General features: G+C 65.5%; 17 protein-coding genes and 1 pseudogene. 5 read left to right on the top strand and 13 right to left on the bottom strand.

The features are described from left to right. From argC to BJI69_RS00655, 5 genes are all read left to right on the top strand, one after another. Positions 1–948, top strand: coding sequence for an N-acetyl-gamma-glutamyl-phosphate reductase (gene argC, locus BJI69_RS00675; protein ID WP_046978923.1), 948 nt, complete (start codon positions 1–3; stop codon positions 946–948). A 16-nt stretch (positions 949–964) separates the two neighbouring features. Next, positions 965–2,260 carry an argininosuccinate lyase gene (locus BJI69_RS00670; protein WP_046978922.1) on the top strand — a complete coding sequence of 432 codons (1,296 nt, stop codon included), beginning with the start codon at positions 965–967 and terminating at the stop codon, positions 2,258–2,260. Positions 2,261–2,398: 138 nt separating this feature from the next. After that, positions 2,399–3,520 carry a glutamate 5-kinase gene (gene proB, locus BJI69_RS00665; RefSeq protein ID WP_046978921.1) on the top strand — a complete coding sequence of 374 codons (1,122 nt, stop codon included), beginning with the start codon at positions 2,399–2,401 and terminating at the stop codon, positions 3,518–3,520. An 11-nt stretch (positions 3,521–3,531) separates the two neighbouring features. Further along, positions 3,532–4,794, top strand: a complete 1,263-nt coding sequence (locus BJI69_RS00660; protein WP_425476868.1) for a glutamate-5-semialdehyde dehydrogenase — start codon at positions 3,532–3,534, stop codon at positions 4,792–4,794. 36 nt (positions 4,795–4,830) lie between these two features. After that, on the top strand, positions 4,831–5,397 hold the full coding sequence (locus tag BJI69_RS00655; RefSeq protein WP_046967400.1) for a HEAT repeat domain-containing protein: 567 nt from the start codon (positions 4,831–4,833) through the stop codon (positions 5,395–5,397). A gap of 333 nt (positions 5,398–5,730) precedes the next feature. Here BJI69_RS00655 and BJI69_RS00650 read toward each other — a convergent pair whose 3' ends face one another. The 13 genes and pseudogenes from BJI69_RS00650 to BJI69_RS00590 form a co-directional block, all read right to left on the bottom strand. Beyond that, positions 5,731–7,044 (bottom strand): TolC family outer membrane protein, encoded by a 1,314-nt coding sequence (locus BJI69_RS00650; protein WP_162200979.1) that lies wholly within the window; start codon positions 7,042–7,044, stop codon positions 5,731–5,733. A 326-nt stretch (positions 7,045–7,370) separates the two neighbouring features. Then, positions 7,371–8,042, bottom strand: a complete 672-nt coding sequence (locus BJI69_RS00645) for a hypothetical protein (protein WP_125902949.1) — start codon at positions 8,040–8,042, stop codon at positions 7,371–7,373. A 62-nt stretch (positions 8,043–8,104) separates the two neighbouring features. Next, complete coding sequence (gene kynU, locus BJI69_RS00640; protein ID WP_046967397.1) at positions 8,105–9,385, bottom strand: kynureninase; 1,281 nt, start codon at positions 9,383–9,385, stop codon at positions 8,105–8,107. A gap of 19 nt (positions 9,386–9,404) precedes the next feature. Continuing rightward, positions 9,405–9,905, bottom strand: a complete 501-nt coding sequence (locus BJI69_RS00635; protein WP_046967396.1) for a hypothetical protein — start codon at positions 9,903–9,905, stop codon at positions 9,405–9,407. A gap of 97 nt (positions 9,906–10,002) precedes the next feature. Continuing rightward, entirely contained in the window at positions 10,003–11,028 is a 1,026-nt protein-coding gene (locus BJI69_RS00630) for an amidohydrolase family protein (protein ID WP_046967395.1), read from the bottom strand. 93 nt (positions 11,029–11,121) lie between these two features. Beyond that, on the bottom strand, positions 11,122–13,191 hold the full coding sequence (locus tag BJI69_RS00625; protein WP_046967394.1) for an FUSC family protein: 2,070 nt from the start codon (positions 13,189–13,191) through the stop codon (positions 11,122–11,124). 58 nt (positions 13,192–13,249) lie between these two features. Further along, positions 13,250–13,816, bottom strand: coding sequence for an elongation factor P-like protein EfpL (gene efpL, locus BJI69_RS00620; RefSeq protein ID WP_046967393.1), 567 nt, complete (start codon positions 13,814–13,816; stop codon positions 13,250–13,252). Between the two features lie 44 nt (positions 13,817–13,860). After that, a complete protein-coding gene (locus BJI69_RS00615) occupies positions 13,861–14,628 on the bottom strand; it encodes an SDR family NAD(P)-dependent oxidoreductase (protein ID WP_046967392.1) in 768 nt (255 codons plus the stop codon). 203 nt (positions 14,629–14,831) lie between these two features. Continuing rightward, the gene (locus BJI69_RS00610; protein WP_046967391.1) at positions 14,832–15,401 is read right to left on the bottom strand and encodes a GNAT family N-acetyltransferase; all 570 of its coding nucleotides are present in this window, start codon (positions 15,399–15,401) and stop codon (positions 14,832–14,834) included. Then, positions 15,398–15,700, bottom strand: a complete 303-nt coding sequence (locus BJI69_RS22790) for a GNAT family N-acetyltransferase (protein WP_244465253.1) — start codon at positions 15,698–15,700, stop codon at positions 15,398–15,400. Before BJI69_RS22790 ends, BJI69_RS00610 begins: the two co-directional genes overlap by 4 nt. Positions 15,701–15,883: 183 nt before the next feature. After that, positions 15,884–16,369: pseudogene (locus BJI69_RS22785) on the bottom strand (GNAT family N-acetyltransferase); the annotation flags it as partial. 58 nt (positions 16,370–16,427) lie between these two features. Beyond that, positions 16,428–17,327: a hydroxymethylglutaryl-CoA lyase gene (locus BJI69_RS00595; protein WP_046967390.1), complete on the bottom strand. Its 900-nt coding sequence runs from the start codon at positions 17,325–17,327 to the stop codon at positions 16,428–16,430. An 11-nt stretch (positions 17,328–17,338) separates the two neighbouring features. Beyond that, positions 17,339–19,333, bottom strand: a complete 1,995-nt coding sequence (locus BJI69_RS00590) for an acetyl/propionyl/methylcrotonyl-CoA carboxylase subunit alpha (protein ID WP_046967389.1) — start codon at positions 19,331–19,333, stop codon at positions 17,339–17,341. Between the last annotated feature and the right edge of the window lie 47 nt (positions 19,334–19,380).

Raw genomic sequence — 19,380 nt, 5'->3', positions numbered from 1 at the left:
ATGGCAACCAAGACCATCGGGATCGTCGGCGCGCGCGGCCATACGGGCGCCGAACTGATCAAGCTCATCGCGAACCATCCGCACCTCGCGCTCGCCTTCGTTTCCTCGCGTGAACTGAACGGCCAGCGCCTGGCCGATCACAGCGATGCTTACACGGGTGAGCTGGCATACAGCAATCTCGACCCGGAAGGCGTCGCGGCGCAGGCGGCGGACGTCGTCATCCTCGCGTTGCCGAACGGCAAGGCGGCACCGTACGTCGAGGCCATCGACAAGGCCGGCGGTTCCACCGTCATCATCGACCTGTCCGCCGACTATCGCTTCGACGAGCGCTGGTACTACGGTCTGCCGGAGCTGTACCGCGATCGTTGGCGCGGCGAAAAGCGCATCAGCAATCCGGGTTGCTACGCCACGGCCATCCAGGTGTCGATCGCACCGATCAAGGATCTGTTGGCGGCACCGCCCGTCTCGTTCGGTGTTTCCGGTTACTCCGGCGCCGGTACCACGCCGTCGGACCGCAACGATCCGGAAAAGCTGCGCGACAACCTCATGCCGTATGCGCTTACCGGGCATATGCACGAGAAGGAAGCGAGCCGCCACCTCGGGTTGCCGGTGGAATTCATGCCGCACGTCGCCCCGCATTTTCGCGGGCTGACCGTGACGACCAACCTGTATCTCGCCAAGCCGGCCAAGCGCGAGGAGATCGTGTTGCGCTTCGAGGCACGTTTCGACAAGGACAAACTCATCCATGTGGTCGATGAAGCGCCGTGGGTCAGCCAGGTAGCGAATCGGCACCACCTGGACATCGGTGGCTTCACGATGTCGGCCGATGGCCGTCGTGTGGTCGTTGTCGCGACACTGGATAACCTGCTCAAGGGCGCCGCCACCCAGGCGATGCAGAACGTCAACCGTGCGCTCGGCTTCGACGAGCTCACCGCCATTCCGCTCTGAGCGAAAGGACCTTACGATGACCCAGCCGCTCTGGCAGAAATCCGATACGCAGGTCGACGCACGCATCATGCGCTTCCTGGCCGGTAACGACGTGGTCCTCGACCGCGAGTTCTTCCTGCACGACATCACCGCGAGCAAGGCGCACGTCGAAGGCCTGGCCAATATCGGCGTGGTCTCCGGCGAAGAACGCGACGCGCTGCTTCGCGAACTCGACGTGCTGGCGGGCGACTTTTCGGCCGGTGTGTTCGTCCTCGACGATCGTTTCGAGGATGGGCACTCCGCCATCGAAGCGCGTCTCACCGAGCGTCTTGGCGATGCGGGTCGGCGCGTGCATACGGGGCGCAGCCGCAACGACCAGATCCTCGTCGCCACGCGCCTGTGGCTGAAGGAAAAGCTGTCGACGCTGGAGACGCTATGCCGCGCGATCGCCGAGGTGTGCCTGCAGCGCGCCGCCGGCGATTCCGTGCCGATGCCCGGTTACACGCATATCCAGCGCGCGGTGGTTTCGTCGACAGGCATGTGGTTTGCCGCGTTCGCGGAGGCCTTCATCGACAACACACTGCGTGCGCGCCAGGCGCTGGCGCTGATCGACGCCAACCCGTTGGGTACGGCGGCCGGCTACGGCGTCAATGTGGCACTGGACCGTGCGCACACAACGGCGGCGCTCGGCTTCGGTCGCATGCAGGTCTCGCCGATTTACGCCCAGCTGTCTCGCGGCAAGTTCGAGATGGCCGCCCTCGATGCCGTCGGCACCGCGCTGCTCGATACGCGCCGACTGGCGTGGGATCTCTCGCTGTTCACCACGGCCGAGTTCGATTTCGTCAGCCTGCCCGGCGAATACACGACGGGCTCGTCCATCATGCCGAACAAGCGCAATCCGGACGTCGTCGAACTGCTGCGGGCCAGCTACGCCAGCGTGGCCGCGGCACGTACGGAGATCGAGCAGTTGCTGTCCTTGCCGTCTGGCTACCAGCGCGACCTGCAGTTCTCCAAGGGCTCGCTGTTCCATGGCTTTTCGATGGGCCTGGGTGCTCTGGAGTTGCTGCCGGATCTTCTCGCCCGTTTCAGCTGGAAGGCGGAAAAGATGCGCGCCGCGATCGAGCCGGCGATGTACGCGACGGACGTGGCGATCGAGGCGGCCGTGGCAGGTGTCCCATTCCGCGACGCCTACCGGGCCGCGGCCGAGACGGCGTCGTCGTCGGGCGACGGACGCACGCCGGAATCGAGCCTGGCGGCGCGTACCTCGCCGGGTGCGGGGAACGACCTTATGCTGGACACGTTGCGTGCAAGATTGTCAGCCCTTGCGGGCTGATCGCCGCTGAAGCGGCTCCTACCGAGCAGGGAAATGCCACATCACGGCACCCTGCTCGGTAGGAGCCGATTCATCGGCGATGCTCTTGTGGGAGCCGCTTCAGCGGCGAATGGATGCGCCACAACGACAGGAAGGATCATGCCAACCGCTTTCGCTCCCCAACCGCTCCCCCGCTGGCACCGCGCCGTCCTCAAGGTCGGCAGTAGCCTGCTGACCACCGCCGAAGGCAGCCTTACGGGCCGCCACGCCGAAGCCCTCGCGACCTTCGTCGCCCGCAGTCGCAGCGCCGGCCGCGAGATCGTCATCGTGTCGTCCGGTGCCGTGGCAGCCGGACGGGGTCTCGCCACGCCGGAACGCGGTGCGGGCCTGACGGGACGCCAGGCACTCGCCGCCCTCGGCCAGACGCGCCTCATCGCCCTCTGGCAGACGTTCTTCGACGCGCCGGTCGCCCAGGTACTGCTTACTCACGACGACCTGCGCAACCGCCGTCGTTACCTCAACGCGCGCACCACGCTGCGCGAGCTGCTCTCGCTCGGTGCGATCCCGGTCATCAACGAAAACGACACCGTTGCGGTCGATGAGCTCAAGCTCGGCGATAACGACAACCTCGCCGCGATCGTGGCGGCACTCGTCGATGCGGACGTTCTCTTCATCGCCTCCGACGTCGCCGGGTTGTACTCCGCGAACCCTCGCACCGATCCCTTCGCGCAGCCCATCGACGATGTCGCTGAAGTCACCGATGCGCACCTGGCCAGCGCCGGGGGCGCTGGCAGCGCGGCGGGCACCGGCGGCATGCGCACGAAGCTCGAAGCGGCGGGCAAGGCCGCGGCGGCGGGCATCGAGACGATCCTGTTCGACGGCCGCGATGTCGCCTGTATCGAGGGGCTGGCGGAGGGCACCCTGACCGGCACCCGCCTGCGTGCACCGCGCACCCGGATGGCTGCCCGCAAGTACTGGCTACGCCACGCACCACCGGCCGGCAAGATCACGGTCGATGCCGGGGCCGTCGACGCCCTGCGTACCCGCGGTGCCTCGCTACTTCCGGGCGGGGTGGTTGCGGCGGAAGGTGACTTTGCCCGCGGCGACGTGGTCGATATCGCTGATGAGAAAGCCCCCTTCGCACGCGGCATCGCCCAGTACTCGGCCGCCGATGTTCGCCGTATCGCCCGCCGGCACACGCGGGATATCGAGATCGCGCTGGGCTACAGTTACGGCGAGAACGTCGTGCACCGCGACGATCTCGTGGCCCTGACGTCATGAACGAGGTCGCGATGCCCATCTCCCTGCGTGACAAGGCGCTGGCCTGCCGGGACGCCTCGGCGGCGATTGCGGGCCTGGATACCGAGGCGAAACGACGCCTCCTGCATGCCATGGCGAACGCCCTTGCCGCTGAAGAAGCCACCGTACTCGCGGCCAACGCCAGGGATATGGATGCCGCTCGAGCCAACGGCACCAGCGACGCCATGCTCGATCGCCTGTGCCTCGATGCCACGCGGATCGCTGGCATCGTCGCGGCGATCCGCGAGGTCGCGACACTGCCGGATCCTGTCGGCATCACGACACGCCGCGAGACGCGCCCCAATGGAATCGTCGTCGAACGCGTGCGCATTCCGCTCGGTGTGATCGCGATGATTTACGAGGCGAGGCCGAACGTCACGGCCGATGCCGCCGCGTTGTGCCTGATGGCGGGAAATGCGGTGATCCTGCGTGGTGGTTCCGATGCGATGCATTCGAACATCGCGATCGCCACGGCGCTGCGTCGCGCACTGAAGTCGAGCGGCCTTCCCGAGGCCGCGCTGACCCTGATCGACGATCCGCGCCGCGAAACCATGATCGAGCTACTCCAGCTCACCGACATCGTGGATCTCGCGATCCCCCGCGGCGGCGAAGGCCTGATCCGCTTCGTCGCGGAGCACGCGCGCGTGCCGGTCATCAAGCACTACAAGGGTGTCTGCCATCTTTACGTGGATCGTGAGGCCGATTTCGATCTCGCGCTACGGCTGCTGGTGGACGGGAAGACCAGTCGGCCGGGCGTGTGCAATGCGCTGGAGACCTTGCTGGTTCATGAGGACATCGCCGCCAAATTCCTGCCGCGAGCCATCGCACGTCTACGTGAACTCGCGGTCGACGTACGTGGCGACGATGCCACTCGCGCGCAGGTCGCCGACGTGACGCCAGCCACGGAAGACGACTACGCCGCCGAATTCCTCGACCTTGTGATCGCGGTACGCGTCGTCGACAACATCGACGAAGCCATCACGCACATCCGTCGCTATGGCTCGGACCATACCGAAGTCATTGCCACGCGTGATGACGCGGCCGCCGGACATTTCATCCGTGCGATCCGCTCGGCCGTGGTAATGGTCAACGCCTCGTCGCGTTTCAGCGACGGCGGTGAGTTGGGGCTAGGTACCGAGATCGGTATTTCGACGACGCGCTTGCACGCCTATGGCCCGATGGGGGCGGAATCGTTGACGGTCGAGCGCTTCGTGGTGCGTGGTGAAGGGCAGGTAAGGCACCCCACCTCGGAGTGAGGCGCTGACGCGCGTGAGGGCCTAAGGAGCGATCAGATGCTGGATACCGACGACGAAACCGGGATGCTTTCGCGCTATTTCGTACGAAAGGGCATGAGCGATTGCAGTACATCGCAATTGATCGACCTCCTTACAGACGACGACCGGATCGTGCGGTCTTCAGCGGGCTTCCTGCTTCATCTATCAGGCGGCAGTAGCACCGACTTCGAGCGCATTGCGGGGCTTGCATCACATGCCGAAGCCTATGTGCGTGAAGTGGCCGCGTATGCGCTCGGTCAGTTCGGTACGCCTGACTACCCCTTTCATGCGCGGAGCATTCCCTTGCTGTCGCGCATGGCGCACGACACGGACGACGAGGTCCGGCTCGCAGCCGTGTCTGCCCTCGGGCACCTCCGCGGAGACGAGGCCTGGGAAGTCATCCTCGACGCAGCTAAGGATTCGTCACCGGACGTCCGCTGGGTCGTGGCGTGGCTACTGGAATTTATGGAAGAGTCTGAGCGTTCCGTGGCCGCACTCGTGGCGCTGGCAGCGGACCCGGATTCGGATGTGCGTGCCGCTGCGCAGGAGAGCCTCGACGAGTTGCGGCGCGAAGGGGATCGCTAGGCCGGCCCAGATACGTTTGAATCCTCTCGATCACGTCGATCATCGCGCACCACGACTCCCATCGAATCTCGGAACGATCCGAGCCTTCGTCTTGCCTTACTATCTGGCCGACGAGCGCTAATTGTTGGACCTACGAGTGCTCAGAGGGTGCCTACGCGTTGCGGTGAGATGAGCGCATGGATCGATGTCGTTTGTGAAAATACGATGCATTTGCGCCGTTTCTGCTCCGTGCGTGGTCGCCAAGTCCTTTCTCTCGATTCAAGTACGATGTGTCTGGATTGCGAAAATGTCGAGCGTCGTTTGGACGGCTCGTTCCGGTCCCGTGGCTATGTCCTATTGGAGGAGCGAATTAATGGCTTTGAGGTCATTTAGTTCTACCGTGCCCGCCGCCTGTTTTAAGAGTAGCTTGTCGAGGATGAATTGGTGGCGAGCTCGAGAGTAATTGCCGAGTGCTACGGACAGGTTCAGCTCCGCTGCTAACACGTCCGCTAAGGTGCGCGTGCCGATCTCCAGACCCGCCTGCGTTGCATCGAGCGCGCCGTCCGATGATTCAGCCGCAGACTTAGTCGATTCGATTTTGCTTATGCCACCAATGACGGATCGATAGCGGTTTTGGATCTCGCGCGCGACCTGGCGACGTGTACTTTCCAGCTCGTCCTGCGCGGCGTCGCGCTGGTGGATTGCTTGTCGCACACCGGATAGCGCCGTATTCCTGCCGAAGATGGGGATTTTTAGCACAAGGCCAACGGTGATCGTGCCGCGACCATTGTCGCCGCGGCCGTTAGCAGCGGCCACTGCGTTATCATTCCGCGGCCAGATGCCTGTCTTCCTATATCCGACAGCTGCATCGATGGTCGGCAGGTGACGAGCGCGAGCCGAGGAAATGCGTTGTTCAGCCGATTCAACCTTGTATTTTAATGCGAGGACGATTGGGCTTTCTTCCGCTGCCTGTGAAACCCAGCTTTCCAGGCCGCTAAGTGAGGGGAGATCCAAGGGAAGCTGGGCTCGCAACTTCTTGAGGGCTTCTGTCGGCTGGCCGGTGATCTGGGTCAGGGCTTCACGCGAATCGGAAAGCTCTTTTTCTGCGTCGATCACCGATGCTGTCGCGGTGCTGCGGCGAGCCCTCGCGTTCTGTATGTCACTGACGGCCGACAATCCGACGTAAGAGCGTTGCTCGGCCCGTTCAAGCTGCTGTGCTACGACTCGCTCGTTCTCTTTTGCAAACGACAGGGCATCATCGTTCATCAACACTCTGAAGTAGGTTGTGGCAACGCGTCCGGCCAGTTGCTGAAGTGCAGCCTCGTAGGCTGCATTCTGAGCGTATGAACTCAACCTTGCAGCCCTCAAGTCGGCGGATTTGGCTAAGGAGAGGATGCTCTGACTGGCCGTGATCGACGCGCTGCGCTTGCGGGTGACGTCCGTGGTTCTTTGATTGCTCGTCTCGCGGGATCTGCCATCTGAAGCTTGCCATCCCTGCGCCATGACGGAGCCATGGGAGACTTGCTCGCTCAGGCTTATCTTGGCGGAGATGCTCGGAAGGAGCGGCGCTCGAGCAAGGGCAATTCCTTCGCTCGCTGAGCGTTTTAGCGAGTTGAAGCGAGAGACGGTTGGATCGTTAGAGCGAGCATGGTTGTAGGCGTCCAGCAAGTCGCTAGCGTAAATGCAAGACGGCATGGCCGCTATTGCAAGTGCCACGGGCATGGGTATCAAACGCATGATTCTGTCTCGCGGTGTTTAGATCGCGGCGCTTCGTCATGGCACGGCCGCACTGGCCGTATGCTGCGCGATCATGTTTCACCGGGGAATTGGAGTTCACCTCGCTTGTGAGTAGGAGATGGCTTTATCCCTCGAGAACGTCCTGTTCCGCTGTTTACCGTGGGATGCGCGCCCTCCGCCTTCGCGGACTCGCGCACTGTTCTACGGCTCATGCCGCGAAGCCATGCGAGTTTCGGTGGCAGAGGCCCGATACGTTTCTATAAACTGAATGACGAAGCAAAGGCGAGTGCGCTCAGGTCAGCTGCGAAAGTCCGCTCCGGATACGCTGGGACACATCGATCATGGGATGCCACGCTCGCTCTATTGCATCGGCGATGCATATCCCTGTCCATTGCTACTGTCTCAAGGCGGCCGCCTTCGTCGGGAAGGAATTCAATCAACACCCGCTCCCCATCGATCCACGCCTGCTCCCCGGCAAGAAACTCAGGATCCTCGAAGCTACCCATGCCCGGCTCAGGCGGCATCGCAAACGCCGTACGCACATCGCGAGGCGCGTTGCGAAGAAGGTCCATGGCTCGCTCGTAAGTGCCGTCCTCATCGTCCAGCGCAAGCTCGACACGATCCATGCGCGAGCCGACGAACAGCTCGATGGTACCGGTGAAAATGGCATGCACCGCAAAGCCGTCGAGGCGGGCACGCGGGTGTTTCATCACCTGGCGTAAGGCCACGATGTAGCGATCCGTCACCTCCGGATGCTCGCGAAGCCACACGCTGCTCACGTCATCGCAAACCGTGACATGCCCGTCCACCTTCGCTTCGACACCGGCGTGCGACAGGCCAGCCGGACGATCGGGCAGGGCGACAGGCAAGCCGCCCGCCTTCAACCCGAACAGGACCCGTCCCGGTGCGACGCGCAGCCAGTGCGTCACCGCCTGCACGACGAACCCTTCGCCACGTTCGCTATACGGCGCCGGGAACAGCTCCTGCACGCTCATGCCTGCGTCCCGCGCCACGCTTCGATCGCTTCCACAGCGCCGAGGCAATCGGCGAACCGGTTGTAAAGCGGCGTCGGCGAAAGACGAATCACATCGGGCTCGCGCCAGTCGCCAATAATGCCCTGCTGCTCGAGGTAACCGAACAAGGCACGACCCGCATCGCGACCGGCACGCACGCGCACGGAAAGCTGCGCGCCCCGCTGCTGCGGATCGTTCGGCGTGACGATGTCGAGCGTATCGTCGAGGCGGCTACGAATGAGCCAGTCGAGGTACGAAGTGAGGCGACGGCTCTTCGCCACGAGGTTGGGCATGCCGGCACGCGTGAAGACATCCAGCGAGGCCCGCAAGGGCGCAAGCGCGAGAATCGGCGGGTTCGACAGCTGCCAGCCGTCTGCTCCGGGCGTAGGAACGAATTGCGGTCCCATCTGGAAACGCGTGGACTTGTCGTGTCCCCACCAGCCGGCGAAACGCGGCACATCGGCGGTTGCGTGGCGTTCGTGCACGAAGCAGCCGGCGACGGCGCCGGGACCGGCATTGAGATATTTGTACGTGCACCACACCGCGAAATCCGCGCCGCTGTCATGCAGTGCCAGCGGCAGGTTGCCGACGGCATGGGCGAGGTCGAAGCCTACGAGGCAGCCTTGCGCGCGTGCCAGCCGCACGATGGCCGCCAGGTCGAAGACCTGCCCGGTGCGGTACTGCACGCCGGGCAAGACGACGAGGGCCACCCGATGGCCGTGCTCCGCGATGGCCTGCTCGATCGCCGCCATCGACAGCGTGCCGCCGGGGCCATCGGGCTGGATCTCGATCAGGTCGGTAGCCGGATCGAAGCCATGAAACCGCACCTGCGATTCCAGGGCATAGCGATCGGTGGGAAACGCACCGGCTTCCATGAGGATGGCCGGGCGCTCGACCGTCGGGCGATAGAAGCTGACCATCATCAGGTGCAGGTTCACCCCGAGCGTATTCATGGCGACCACTTCGTGCGGTTGCGCGCCGACCACGTCGGCCATCGTGTCGCGCACATACTCGTGGTAATGCATCCATGGCGAGCGACCGCGGAAGTGCGCTTCGACGGCGAGCTCCGACCAGTCGGCCAGTTCCGCCTCGACGGCGGCACGGACGCCCTTGGGCTGCAGGCCGAGCGAATTGCCACAGAAGTAGAGGGTCTCCCGCCCGTGATGCGGTGGGATGTGGAATTCGTCGCGGAACGCGCGCAGGGGATCGGCCGCATCCTGGGACTGGGCCCAACCGCGCGTCGCTTCGAAACCGGTCATACGTTGACTACCTTGGGTATCAGGAGGGCATGTGGGCCGCCACCTCGGCGCAACCCTTGTCGAACGAGGCATTCCACTTGGCATCGCCGGTGGGGCGGATGCAGCGGAGCTGGATCGCGTAGCCGCCACTGTAGAAATAACGCTCGTAGTAGTCGAGCTTTACCGTGCCTTCTTTCGCCGTGTAGATGTTTTCGGTGGGCGAGGTGACCTTGCCGGCGACGTATTCCTTCAGGCCTGATGCGTGGCTGCGCAGGTTGCCCGAGAACTGCTGGAAGCCGTTGAGGTTGGGCACCTGCTGCAAGGTGATGGAGACGCGCGCCAGGGTCGCATCCGCCGCGGATGACCCCGGAACCTGGAAGACCTGGGTTTCCGTCACATCGCCCTGTGACTGCATGATCGGCACCCAGTTGTCCGGCACCGGTACGTGGAGGGCGCCGCCCGCCAGGGAGACGTCCGTGGCCGCCGCGAAGGTGCTGGCCAGGAGGAGAGCGAGCGGAAGGGTACGCAGGAGGCGCTTCACGATTGAGGATTCCCCGATAGGCCGCGGCGGCGCGGCGCAACGCGGGCATTCTTGCACAGGGCCCGGCCGGGCATGGCCCGCCACAATGTGCGTTACGTCACGCCACGGCGGACATGGTCTGGAAGCGCGACAGCGGCACGCCCAGCCATTCCAGCGCCGTGCCATGGAAGAGGCGTGCGCGGGAGGCATCGTCGAGCCTGAGGGCCTCGATGCCGCTGCCCGGCTCCTGTTCGCCCAAGGGGAACGGGTAGTCGGTGCCGAGCATGACGCGGTCGGTGCCGGCGACCTCGAGCAGGTAGCGCAGCGCGGCGTCATCGTGCACGCAGGAGTCGAAATACAGCCGCGAGAGGTACTCGCGCGGATTGCGCGCGTTGTCGGTCGCGACCAGGTCCGGTCGCATCCGGAAGCCATGTTCGATACGACCGATCGAATAGGGGAAACTGCCACCGCCGTGGGCGAGCATGATCTTCAGCGAGGGCAGTCGCTCCAGCACGCCACCGAAGATCAGTGCGCAGGCGGCCCGCGCCTGCTCGGCGGGCATGCCGACCAGCCAGGGCAGCCAGTACTTGGGCATCGACTCGCTGCCCATCATGTCCCACGGATGGACCAGCACGGCGGCATCGAGGTCGGCGGCGGCTTCGAAGAACGGGAACAGCTCGGGCGCATCGAGGTTCCATCCGTTGCAATGCGAGCCGATCTGCACGCCCTGCAGGCCGAGCTCGTCGATGCAGCGCTCCATTTCGCGGATGGCCAGCGACGGCGACTGCAGCGGCACCGTGCCGATGCCCGCATAGTGGCGCGGATGCGCCTGGCAGACGGTGGCCATGTCGTCATTGAGATGGGTGTGCAGTTCCAGTGCCTGATGGCCCTTGGCCCAGTACGAGAACATCACCGGCACCGTCGAGACCACCTGCACGCCCACGCCGAAGCGCGCGTAGTCGGCGATACGGTGTTCCGCGTCGAAGGCGGACTCCCAGACTTCGCGGAAGAAGCGGCCGTCCTTGTAGATCCGGTGATGACCGCTGGTGTGCGTCATCACGGGAAAACGGTCGTCGTCGTAGCGGGCCGCGAGATCGGGCCAGTCACGGGGCAGGATGTGCGCGTGGGTGTCGATCTTCAGCATGGGGCCGAGTGTAGCGCCGGCGGCGGTCGGGGGCCTCTCGCGGTGCAGCACACACGAGCAGGTGCGGCACGACACCGGGTCAGCCCGAGGTGATCAGCCCGGGGTGACGGAACGCCGGGTGACCACGTGCGCCACGGTATCCACGTTGTCCGTGAGCCGGTCGGTCAGGCGCCCGATGGCGTCGGCCAGTTCCCGGTCCTTCGTTCGCGCCAGTGCCTGTACCAGCGCCCGTTGGTGCAGGCGCAGATCCGGGGGCACGGTGGCGCCTTCCGCCACCGTCAGGGCTTCGCCTTGCGCACGAAGGGCCCTGGAGGCCTCGCGGATGAACGGGCCGACGTGCGCCCATTCCTCGGGTACCTGGTCGATGTCGATCAGGGCTTCGAGGGTCATTGCCGTACGGGCGAGGCGATTGCCATTGGCGTACAGCGTCTCGGCCAGCTCCTGCAGTACCGCGGGCGTGCCAGGCTCGGCGCGCAGCCGGTCGACCGACGCCTGGGCGTTGGTGCGCGCCGTTCGCGTGGCATTGCGGACCTGATGACGCGTTGTCCGATCGGCCGGTTCGACCAGGGTGTCGAGGTAATCGGCGTACGCACAAAGCATGTCCGACAACGCGATACGCGCGCGGCTGCGCTCCCACGACGGCCAGAGTACGTAGGCCAGCAAGGCCATGGCACTGCCCAGGGCGGTATTGAGCACGCGATCGGACATCGCATTGAAGGGATCGACGCCATCGAACGACAGCAGGACGACGACGGTGCCGGTCAGGGCCGCCACCGCGATGCCGTAGTGCGCGCCCGCGAGATAGCGGAAGGCGACGCAGAGCACACCCATCACCGCGATATGGGCCCAGACGATATCCGGGGTCAGTCGCAGCACGAAGGTCGTCAACATCAGGCCGAGCACGGTGCCGACGACACGCAACAGGCCGAAGTTGAACGTGGCAGCGAAGTCGGGACGCAGCACGATGGCCGCCGTCATCGGCAGCCAGTAACCGTGTGGCAGATGAAAATAACGCGACACCGCGAAGGCCAGCGTAAGCACGACGGCGCAACGCACGGCATGTCGAAACGCCACCGAGTGGGGCGTGATGTTCGCGCGCAGCGTGGCCAGCGGCGACGCGCTTCGCAAGGTATCGGGCAGCGAGGTTTCCGCACGCTGGGCGCGTTCTTCACCGCGACTGCCGGCCCAGTTCGTGTTGCGGACCACGGCGGCGAGCTGGCCCGACAAGGCCTGGATATGGGCGCCGAGTCCCGTGCCGGTCGAGCCGGCGAGCAGGGCCCGCTCGCTTGCCTGGAGCGTCGCCAGGGCGCGTTCGGCGCGCTGCGGTGGCTCGGCCGCGTCCAGCGCGTCGGCGGTGGCGGTGAGCACGCGGGCGGCATCGTTGCGGAACATCTCGCCCATGGTTTCGCGCTTCAGTTCCAGCTCGGCCATCGCGACGAGCTCGAGGCGTATGCGTTCGGCCAGTTCGAGCAGGACGCGGAACGCTTCCATCGCACGTCCGTGCGCATGATGACGGCCGAGCAGGGTGACTTGCAGCGCGTTCATCGCATCGGTGATGCCAGGGGCTTCGCCATCCTTGTGCGGCTTTTGCGCGAGGTCCGCGAGCCCGCGATAGACCAGGGCAAGTGCGGCTCGCTCCGGCCGGTAGCGCTGCAGCGGCCATGCCGCGATGGAGAACGCGGCCAGGAGCATGCCGCCGGCGAAGATGAGTCCACCGCCAGCGAGTGCGCCGTCGATGCTCTTGGGCGTGGCCGCCGTGATCACCAGGAGCAGCATGCTGGTCATGCCTACGCGGGCGATGTCCGCGCCGAACACCACCAGCAGGCCGCCGAAGAAGCCGCACGCGATGCAGGCAACGCACATCGCCAGGACCTGGTCGCCCAGCAGGAAGCCGATCAGTGAAGCGAGTCCGGCCGCGAGTGCGGCGAGGAAGAGCCGATTGAGGCGTTGCTGGTACGGACCGGGCTGGTCCGAGAACATGGTGTCGAGTGCGCCGGCGGCGATACCGATGCCGACTTCCGGGTGTCCGAACGCGATGCCCGCGGTCAGCGGCAGGACGACGGCCGCTGTGTTGCGCAAGGCCACCCGCATGGGCACATCCGGTCGTTTCGTCCGGATCAACGTGTCGACGACGCTGGCGCGAAACGAGTAGGCCTGGCTCATGAGGTGTAAACGGGATGGCGGGACGGAACAGCGCGGGTGCCATTCCGTCCCGCTGCGATCACGAGGCGCGCCCGGCGAATTCGCCGGTGAGCGTATTCACCGTCACTTTTTCCCCGTTGGTGATGTATTCCGGGACCTGCACTTCGATGCCGGTCTGCAGCTTGGCCGGCTTGTTGCGCTTGGTGGCACTGGAACCCTTCAGCTCGGGTGCGGTATCGGTCACGGTCAGCACGACCGAGGTAGGCACCTGCAGGCCGACCGGCGCTTCGTCGATCACCTGCACGTAGTAACCCTCGAGGTCCTCGACGACGTAGCCGGCGTTCTCGCCGACCACATCGGGACCGAGTGTGTACTGCGTGTAATCCTCATCGTCCATGAAGACGAAGTTGTCGCCGTCCATGTACGAGAACTTCGCCTGGCGGCGCTCGAGGCTGACTTCCTTGAGTTCGTCTTCCGCGCGCAGGCTGAGATCGAACTTGCGCTGGCCCGGGATCGAATACAGCGTGAACCGGAAGGTCACGTTGCCGCCGCGCGCCGAGGGCGAGCTGCGTTCGATATCGCGAACCTGGTATACGGTGCCGTCGTGCTCGACGACATTACCTTTCTTCACATCAGATGCTTTCATGGCGTTCGACTTCGATGTCTTGGGAGTGGGGTACGTGGCGTGGATTATTTCGGAGCGAGGCGAACGGCGCCGTCGAGGCGGATCGTTTCGCCATTGAGATAGCGGCTGTTGATGATGAAGGCCACGGTGTCGGCGAATTCTTCCGGTCGGCCCAGACGCGACGGGAAGGGGATCGAAGCGGACAGCGATTCCTGCACGGCCGGCGGCATGCCGTCGACCATGGGAGTCCAGAAGATGCCCGGCGCGATGGTGTTCACGCGGATGCCGAAACGGGCCAGCTCGCGCGCCATCGGCAGGGTCATGCCGACCACGCCGCCCTTCGAGGCGGAGTAGGCGGCCTGGCCGATCTGGCCTTCGTAGGCAGCGACCGAGGCGGTGTTGATGATGACGCCGCGCTCGCCGTCCTCGCCAGCCGCATTGGACTGGATCAGCTGGGCGGCGGCCTTGGCCACGTTGAAGCTGCCGACGAGGTTCACCATGACGGTGCCCGAGAACGTCGACAGCGGCATCGGGCCTTCCTTGCCGAGCACGCGGCCCGCGCCGAGGATGCCGGCGCAGTTGACCACCACGTTGAGGCCACCCATGGCGGCCTGGGCGGCGGCGACGTTGGCCGTCACACCTTCTTCGGAGGTGACGTCGGTGCGCTGGAAGCTCGCGTTCTTGCCGAGCGCGGCGGCAGCGGCATGGCCTTTCTCTTCGTTGACGTCGAAAAGGGCGACCTTCGCGCCCGCGGCGACGAGGCGCTGTGCGACGGCGTGGCCGAGACCGGATGCGCCGCCGGTGATGACGGCCCTGACCTGTTCGAGCTGCATGACTACTCCGCTGGTACGACTGGCAAAGAAGCCAATCTTAGCCGAGGGCCGCCTCGCGCGGCTTGCGGCGCCGCGGCAGCCGCTGCCGATATCCCTGTGGGAGCCGATTCATCGGCGAAAAACCAACGGAGCGGATTAGCCGCAACCCCATCGCCGGCAAAGCCGGCTCCCACATGGAGCAGCCTGGTCGCCGCCGTAGGCCATCAGGCTTTCGCGAGAAGGGCGGCCAATTCGGCGGAATCCGCGAGCCCGGCAAACGGCACGACTGGCTTCGGCGGCGTTTCCGGTTCCGACAGGAACAGGACCCACACCCCTACGTCCCACCACTGGCCCAGTTTGTACCCGGCCTTCGGCCAGATGCCTGCCGGGGTGAAGCCCATGGCGCCGTGCATGGCTACGCTGCTTTCGCCGGGCAAGGTGATCACGCCGACGGCCTGGTTGATGCCCTGCAGGCGCATGGCATCGAGCAAGGCGCCGTAGAGGCGACGCGCAATACCGCGACGACGCGCATTTTCATGCACGTAGATCGATGTCTCGGCCATCCAGTCGTACGCGGCGCGCTCACGGAACCGACCTGCATAGGCATAGGCCAGCACGTCGCCGTGGTCGTCCCAGACCAGCCACGGATGGGTGGCCAGGCGCGTGCGAATGCGTTCGAGCATGACATGCTCGCCCGGCAGGTCGGTTTCGAAGGTGATCGCGCTGGATGCGATGATGGGCGCGTAGATGGCGTGGCAGGCGGCGGCGTCGGCCTCGGTGGCGATGCGGATCAAAGCGGCTTTTCCATGAAGATGCTGGCGGGATGCGCGTGATGATCGCCGAACGGCGGGCATCGGCGATAGCCGGAGCGTTCATAGAGCTCGATCGATTCGGTCTGCGCCGTGCCGGTTTCCAGCTTCACCCGTGTACCACCGTTGGCACGCACCTGCGCCTCGAGCGCCTCGAGCATCTCCTTGCCCAGCCCCATGCCACGGCAGGCCGGTACGACGTACATGTATTTCAACTCCACATAGTCGCCATGGTCGACGCCGGCGCCGCAGGCGAGCGGCGTGCCATCGACGCGTGCGGTCATGAAGGTCACGTGCGGCTGGCGAAGGCTCTCCACGCCCACATGCGGCGGCGGTGGCTGGTGGTACAGGTCGGAGAGATAGCCGTGCAACTGTTCGATCAGCGGCAGCACGTCGTGACGGCTCGGGTCGTCGATCGCGAACACCAGGCTGGGCGGTTCCGGGGCGACGATCAGGTCGCCGTCGTTGAGGTGGCGCAGGAAAAAGCGATCGCAACTGAAGTGGCCGGTACCACCCATCGGCGCGTCGATACGCGCGAAGCCATGGCGCAGGTAAAGCACCTGGGCGGCGTCCATGCCCGTGAGCGTCTCCAGGTAAATGCGCTGGAAGCCCGCGCGGCGTGCGGCGTCGAGGCATCGACGCATCAGTCGCGACGCCGCACCGATGCCCCGTGCCTTGGGCAGGAAATACATCTTGCGTAGTTCGCAGGTGTCGTCGTCGCCGCCTTGCAGCGGGGCGATACCCGCACCGCCGATCGCGTGGCCATCTTTCTCGACGACGAAATAGGCATGACGAGGACGTGCGTAGGCGGCGGACAAGGCGTCGACTTCGGGATCGTGGATCGCGAAGCCGGGACCGTCGGCGCCGAATTCAGGCATGACGTGGCGGATCACGGCGGCCATGTCGGCGTCGTCGCGGGGCTCGATAGGGCGGATCAGGTAATCGGTGCGCATGGGCCGATGCTGCCACGGAACGGCTTCGTTGCGGAATGGCGGCCCGCAGGCCGCCGTCTTATGCCGCGGTGCGCGCCCGGGTGACGCGGCTGGCCGTTTCCTTGCCTAGCTGACCGGCGAGCCACGCCCCGGTCTCGATCAGGCGGTCCAGGTCGACGCCCGTGCTCATGCCCATGCCGTGCAGCATGTACACGACGTCCTCGCTGGCGACATTGCCGGTGGCGCCCTTCGCGTAGGGGCAGCCGCCGGTGCCGGAGACGGCGCTGTCGACCACGCGCACGCCTTCTTCGAGGCACGACAGGATGTTGGCCAGCGCCTGTCCGTAGGTGTCGTGGAAGTGCACCGCGAGCGCGCTCATCGGCACCTCGCTGGCTACGGCGCGCAGCATGTCGCGTGCTTTCGCCGGGGTACCCACGCCGATCGTGTCACCGAGGGATATCTCGTGGCAGCCGAGCTCGTGCAGGCGTCGCGCCACGCGCACCACATCGGCGACGGGTACCTCGCCCTGATAGGGGCAGCCGAGCACGGTGGATACGTAACCGCGCACGGCGACACCATCGGCACGCGCGCGCTCCATCACGGGCACGAAGCGCTCGATGGATTCATCGATGGACGCGTTGATATTGGTGCGATTGAAAGCCTCGGAGGCGGCGGTGAACACGGCGACTTCCGTGGCCCCGACCTCGCGTGCGCGTTCATATCCCTGCAGGTTCGGTACCAGTACCGGGTAAACCACACCGGGCGCCTTACGAATACCGCGGAAGACCTCGGCGGCATCGGCGAGTTGCGGCACCCACTTCGGGCTGACGAAGCTCGTCGCCTCGATAATGGCGAGGCCGGTGGCGGACAGACGGTCGATCAGCTCGATCTTGACCGCAGCCGCGAGCATCGCCTTTTCGTTCTGCAGGCCGTCACGCGGGCCGACTTCGACGATGCGTACATGGTTCGATGCATTCATGGACATTCCGTTCAGGCGGGGTCGGCAAAGCGGACAAGGATCGCGTCGGCATCGACGAAATCGCCTTGCACGGCGGATATCGACTCGATGGTGCCGGCGCGTGGCGCCTTCAAGGCGAGTTCCATCTTCATCGCTTCCATCACCAGGAGCTCCTGGCCTTCCTCGACCACATCGCCGACGGCAGCGCGGACCAGCACGATGCGACCCGGCATCGGCGCGGCCAGGTGGCGTGCGGTCGTCCCCTGCGCACCGGCCCATGCAAAGGCAGGCGCGCGTTCGAAGTTCCAGCGACGGCCGGCTTCGTCATGCACGCGGATACGCATGCCGAGCATACCCAGCGGCAGGCGCCGGGACTGACCGTCGAAACGTGCCGACAGCACATCGGCGGTGAGACGCGCGCCAGCGACCGTGCAGCCGGCGTCGCCGCTACGCAAGGTGTAGTCGCCGCCGTGCCCGTGCGCATCGATCTCGTGGCGGACGTCGCCTTCCATCAGGGCAACGACACGTTTGCCTGCATGGCCGATGCGCCATGCATCGGCGCTCGCCCAGGGCGAATGCGGGTCGGCCGCGGCGCCTTGCTGCGCGAGTTCGTCCGCGAGCAGCACGGCGGTCGCCGCGGCGAACAATTCGGTGCTGCCTGCGACGCTGTCGCCGGTCAGGAATTCCTCGAGGTGGCGGTCGAGATAGCCCGTGTCGATACGCCCTTCGACCACGACAGGATGGCGGGCCAGCCGTTCGAGGAAACCGACGTTGGACTTGGGCCCGACGATGTCGATCACCGACAGCGCTTCGCGCAGTCGCTCCAGCGCCTGCTCGCGATTGCGATCGTGGACGATGAGCTTGGCAATCATCGGGTCGTAGAAGATCGTCACCGTGTCGCCACCGATCACGCCGCCGTCGAGGCGGACGTGGCGCGACGGCGTGGGGAGGTTCAGTGCCAGGAGGCGACCGGAGCCGGGGAGGAAGTTCGCTTCCGGGTCTTCGGCATACAGGCGCACCTCGATCGCGTGCCCCTGGGCGTGGACGTCCTGCTGGGCGAGCGGCAGCGGTTCGCCAGCGGCCACGCGCAGTTGCCAATCCACCAGGTCGAGGCCGAGGGTTTCCTCAGTGACCGGATGCTCGACCTGCAGGCGCGTATTCATCTCCATGAAGAAGAATTCGCCATCCTGGGCCACGATGAACTCGACCGTCCCGGCACCGACGTAGTCGACAGCGCGGGCGGCGGCCACGGCGGCGGCTCCCATGCGTTCGCGGCGTGCGGCGTCAAGGAAGGGCGAAGGCGTTTCCTCGAGCACCTTCTGGTAACGCCGCTGTGCCGAACACTCGCGTTCGTTGAGATGGATGAGATTGCCATGCGTGTCGCCGAACACCTGGAACTCGATGTGTCGCGGATGCTCCACATAGCGTTCGAGGATGACGCGGGTGTCGCCAAAGGCATTGGCTGCCTCGCGCTGGGCCGAGGCCAGGGCATCGCTGAAGCCGGCCGCATCGTGGCAGATGCGCATGCCCTTGCCACCGCCGCCCGAGGCGGCCTTGATCATCAGCGGGAAGCCGGTGTTGGCCGCCTCGATGGCCAGTCGCGCCGGATCCTGATCGTCGCCGTGATAGCCGGGTACCAAGGGTACCGCGTGGGTCGACATCAGGGCCTTGGCGGCAGCCTTGGAGCCCATGGCGTCGATGCTTTCCGGGCGCGGTCCGATGAAGGCGATGCCGGCCGCGGCGCAGGCGCGCGCGAAATCGGTGTTCTCCGACAGGAAGCCGTATCCGGGATGGATCGCCTGGGCGCCGGTTTTCAGGGCGACCTCGATGATCGCGTCGCCGCGCAGGTAGGACTCGGCCGGGCGCGGGCCGCCGATGGGCCAGGCCTCGTCGGCGAGCCGCACGTGCTGGGCGTCCGCGTCGGCCGTGGAGTACACGGCGACGGTGCGGATGCCCAGGCGGCGGCAGGTCCGGATCACGCGGCAGGCGATCTCACCACGGTTGGCGATCAGAATGCAGTCGAACATGCGGCTCCCGGTGGGGCGTCGTAGGGGAAGGGAAGGGCGGGAAAACT

The sequence above is a fragment of the Luteibacter rhizovicinus DSM 16549 genome (assembly GCF_001887595.1).
In the GTDB taxonomy this organism is placed as follows: Bacteria; Pseudomonadota; Gammaproteobacteria; order Xanthomonadales; family Rhodanobacteraceae; genus Luteibacter; species Luteibacter rhizovicinus.
The sequence above is the reverse complement of the archived record's forward strand: the minus strand, read 5'-3'. Positions and strand labels throughout refer to the sequence as shown.

Coding starts and splice junctions, on each gene's coding strand:
- BJI69_RS00615 (WP_046967392.1), bottom strand. CDS start 14,628: ATGCAGCTCGAACAGGTCAGGGCCGTCATCACCGGCGGCGCATCCGGT.
- BJI69_RS00625 (WP_046967394.1), bottom strand. CDS start 13,191: ATGAGCCAGGCCTACTCGTTTCGCGCCAGCGTCGTCGACACGTTGATC.
- BJI69_RS00670 (WP_046978922.1), top strand. CDS start 965: ATGACCCAGCCGCTCTGGCAGAAATCCGATACGCAGGTCGACGCACGC.
- BJI69_RS00595 (WP_046967390.1), bottom strand. CDS start 17,327: ATGAATGCATCGAACCATGTACGCATCGTCGAAGTCGGCCCGCGTGAC.
- kynU (WP_046967397.1), bottom strand. CDS start 9,385: ATGACCGGTTTCGAAGCGACGCGCGGTTGGGCCCAGTCCCAGGATGCG.
- argC (WP_046978923.1), top strand. CDS start 1: ATGGCAACCAAGACCATCGGGATCGTCGGCGCGCGCGGCCATACGGGC.
- BJI69_RS00590 (WP_046967389.1), bottom strand. CDS start 19,333: ATGTTCGACTGCATTCTGATCGCCAACCGTGGTGAGATCGCCTGCCGC.
- proB (WP_046978921.1), top strand. CDS start 2,399: ATGCCAACCGCTTTCGCTCCCCAACCGCTCCCCCGCTGGCACCGCGCC.
- BJI69_RS00660 (WP_425476868.1), top strand. CDS start 3,532: ATGCCCATCTCCCTGCGTGACAAGGCGCTGGCCTGCCGGGACGCCTCG.
- BJI69_RS22790 (WP_244465253.1), bottom strand. CDS start 15,700: ATGACCGCACGCGTCGATGGCACGCCGCTCGCCTGCGGCGCCGGCGTC.
- BJI69_RS00630 (WP_046967395.1), bottom strand. CDS start 11,028: ATGCTGAAGATCGACACCCACGCGCACATCCTGCCCCGTGACTGGCCC.
- BJI69_RS00655 (WP_046967400.1), top strand. CDS start 4,831: ATGCTGGATACCGACGACGAAACCGGGATGCTTTCGCGCTATTTCGTA.
- efpL (WP_046967393.1), bottom strand. CDS start 13,816: ATGAAAGCATCTGATGTGAAGAAAGGTAATGTCGTCGAGCACGACGGC.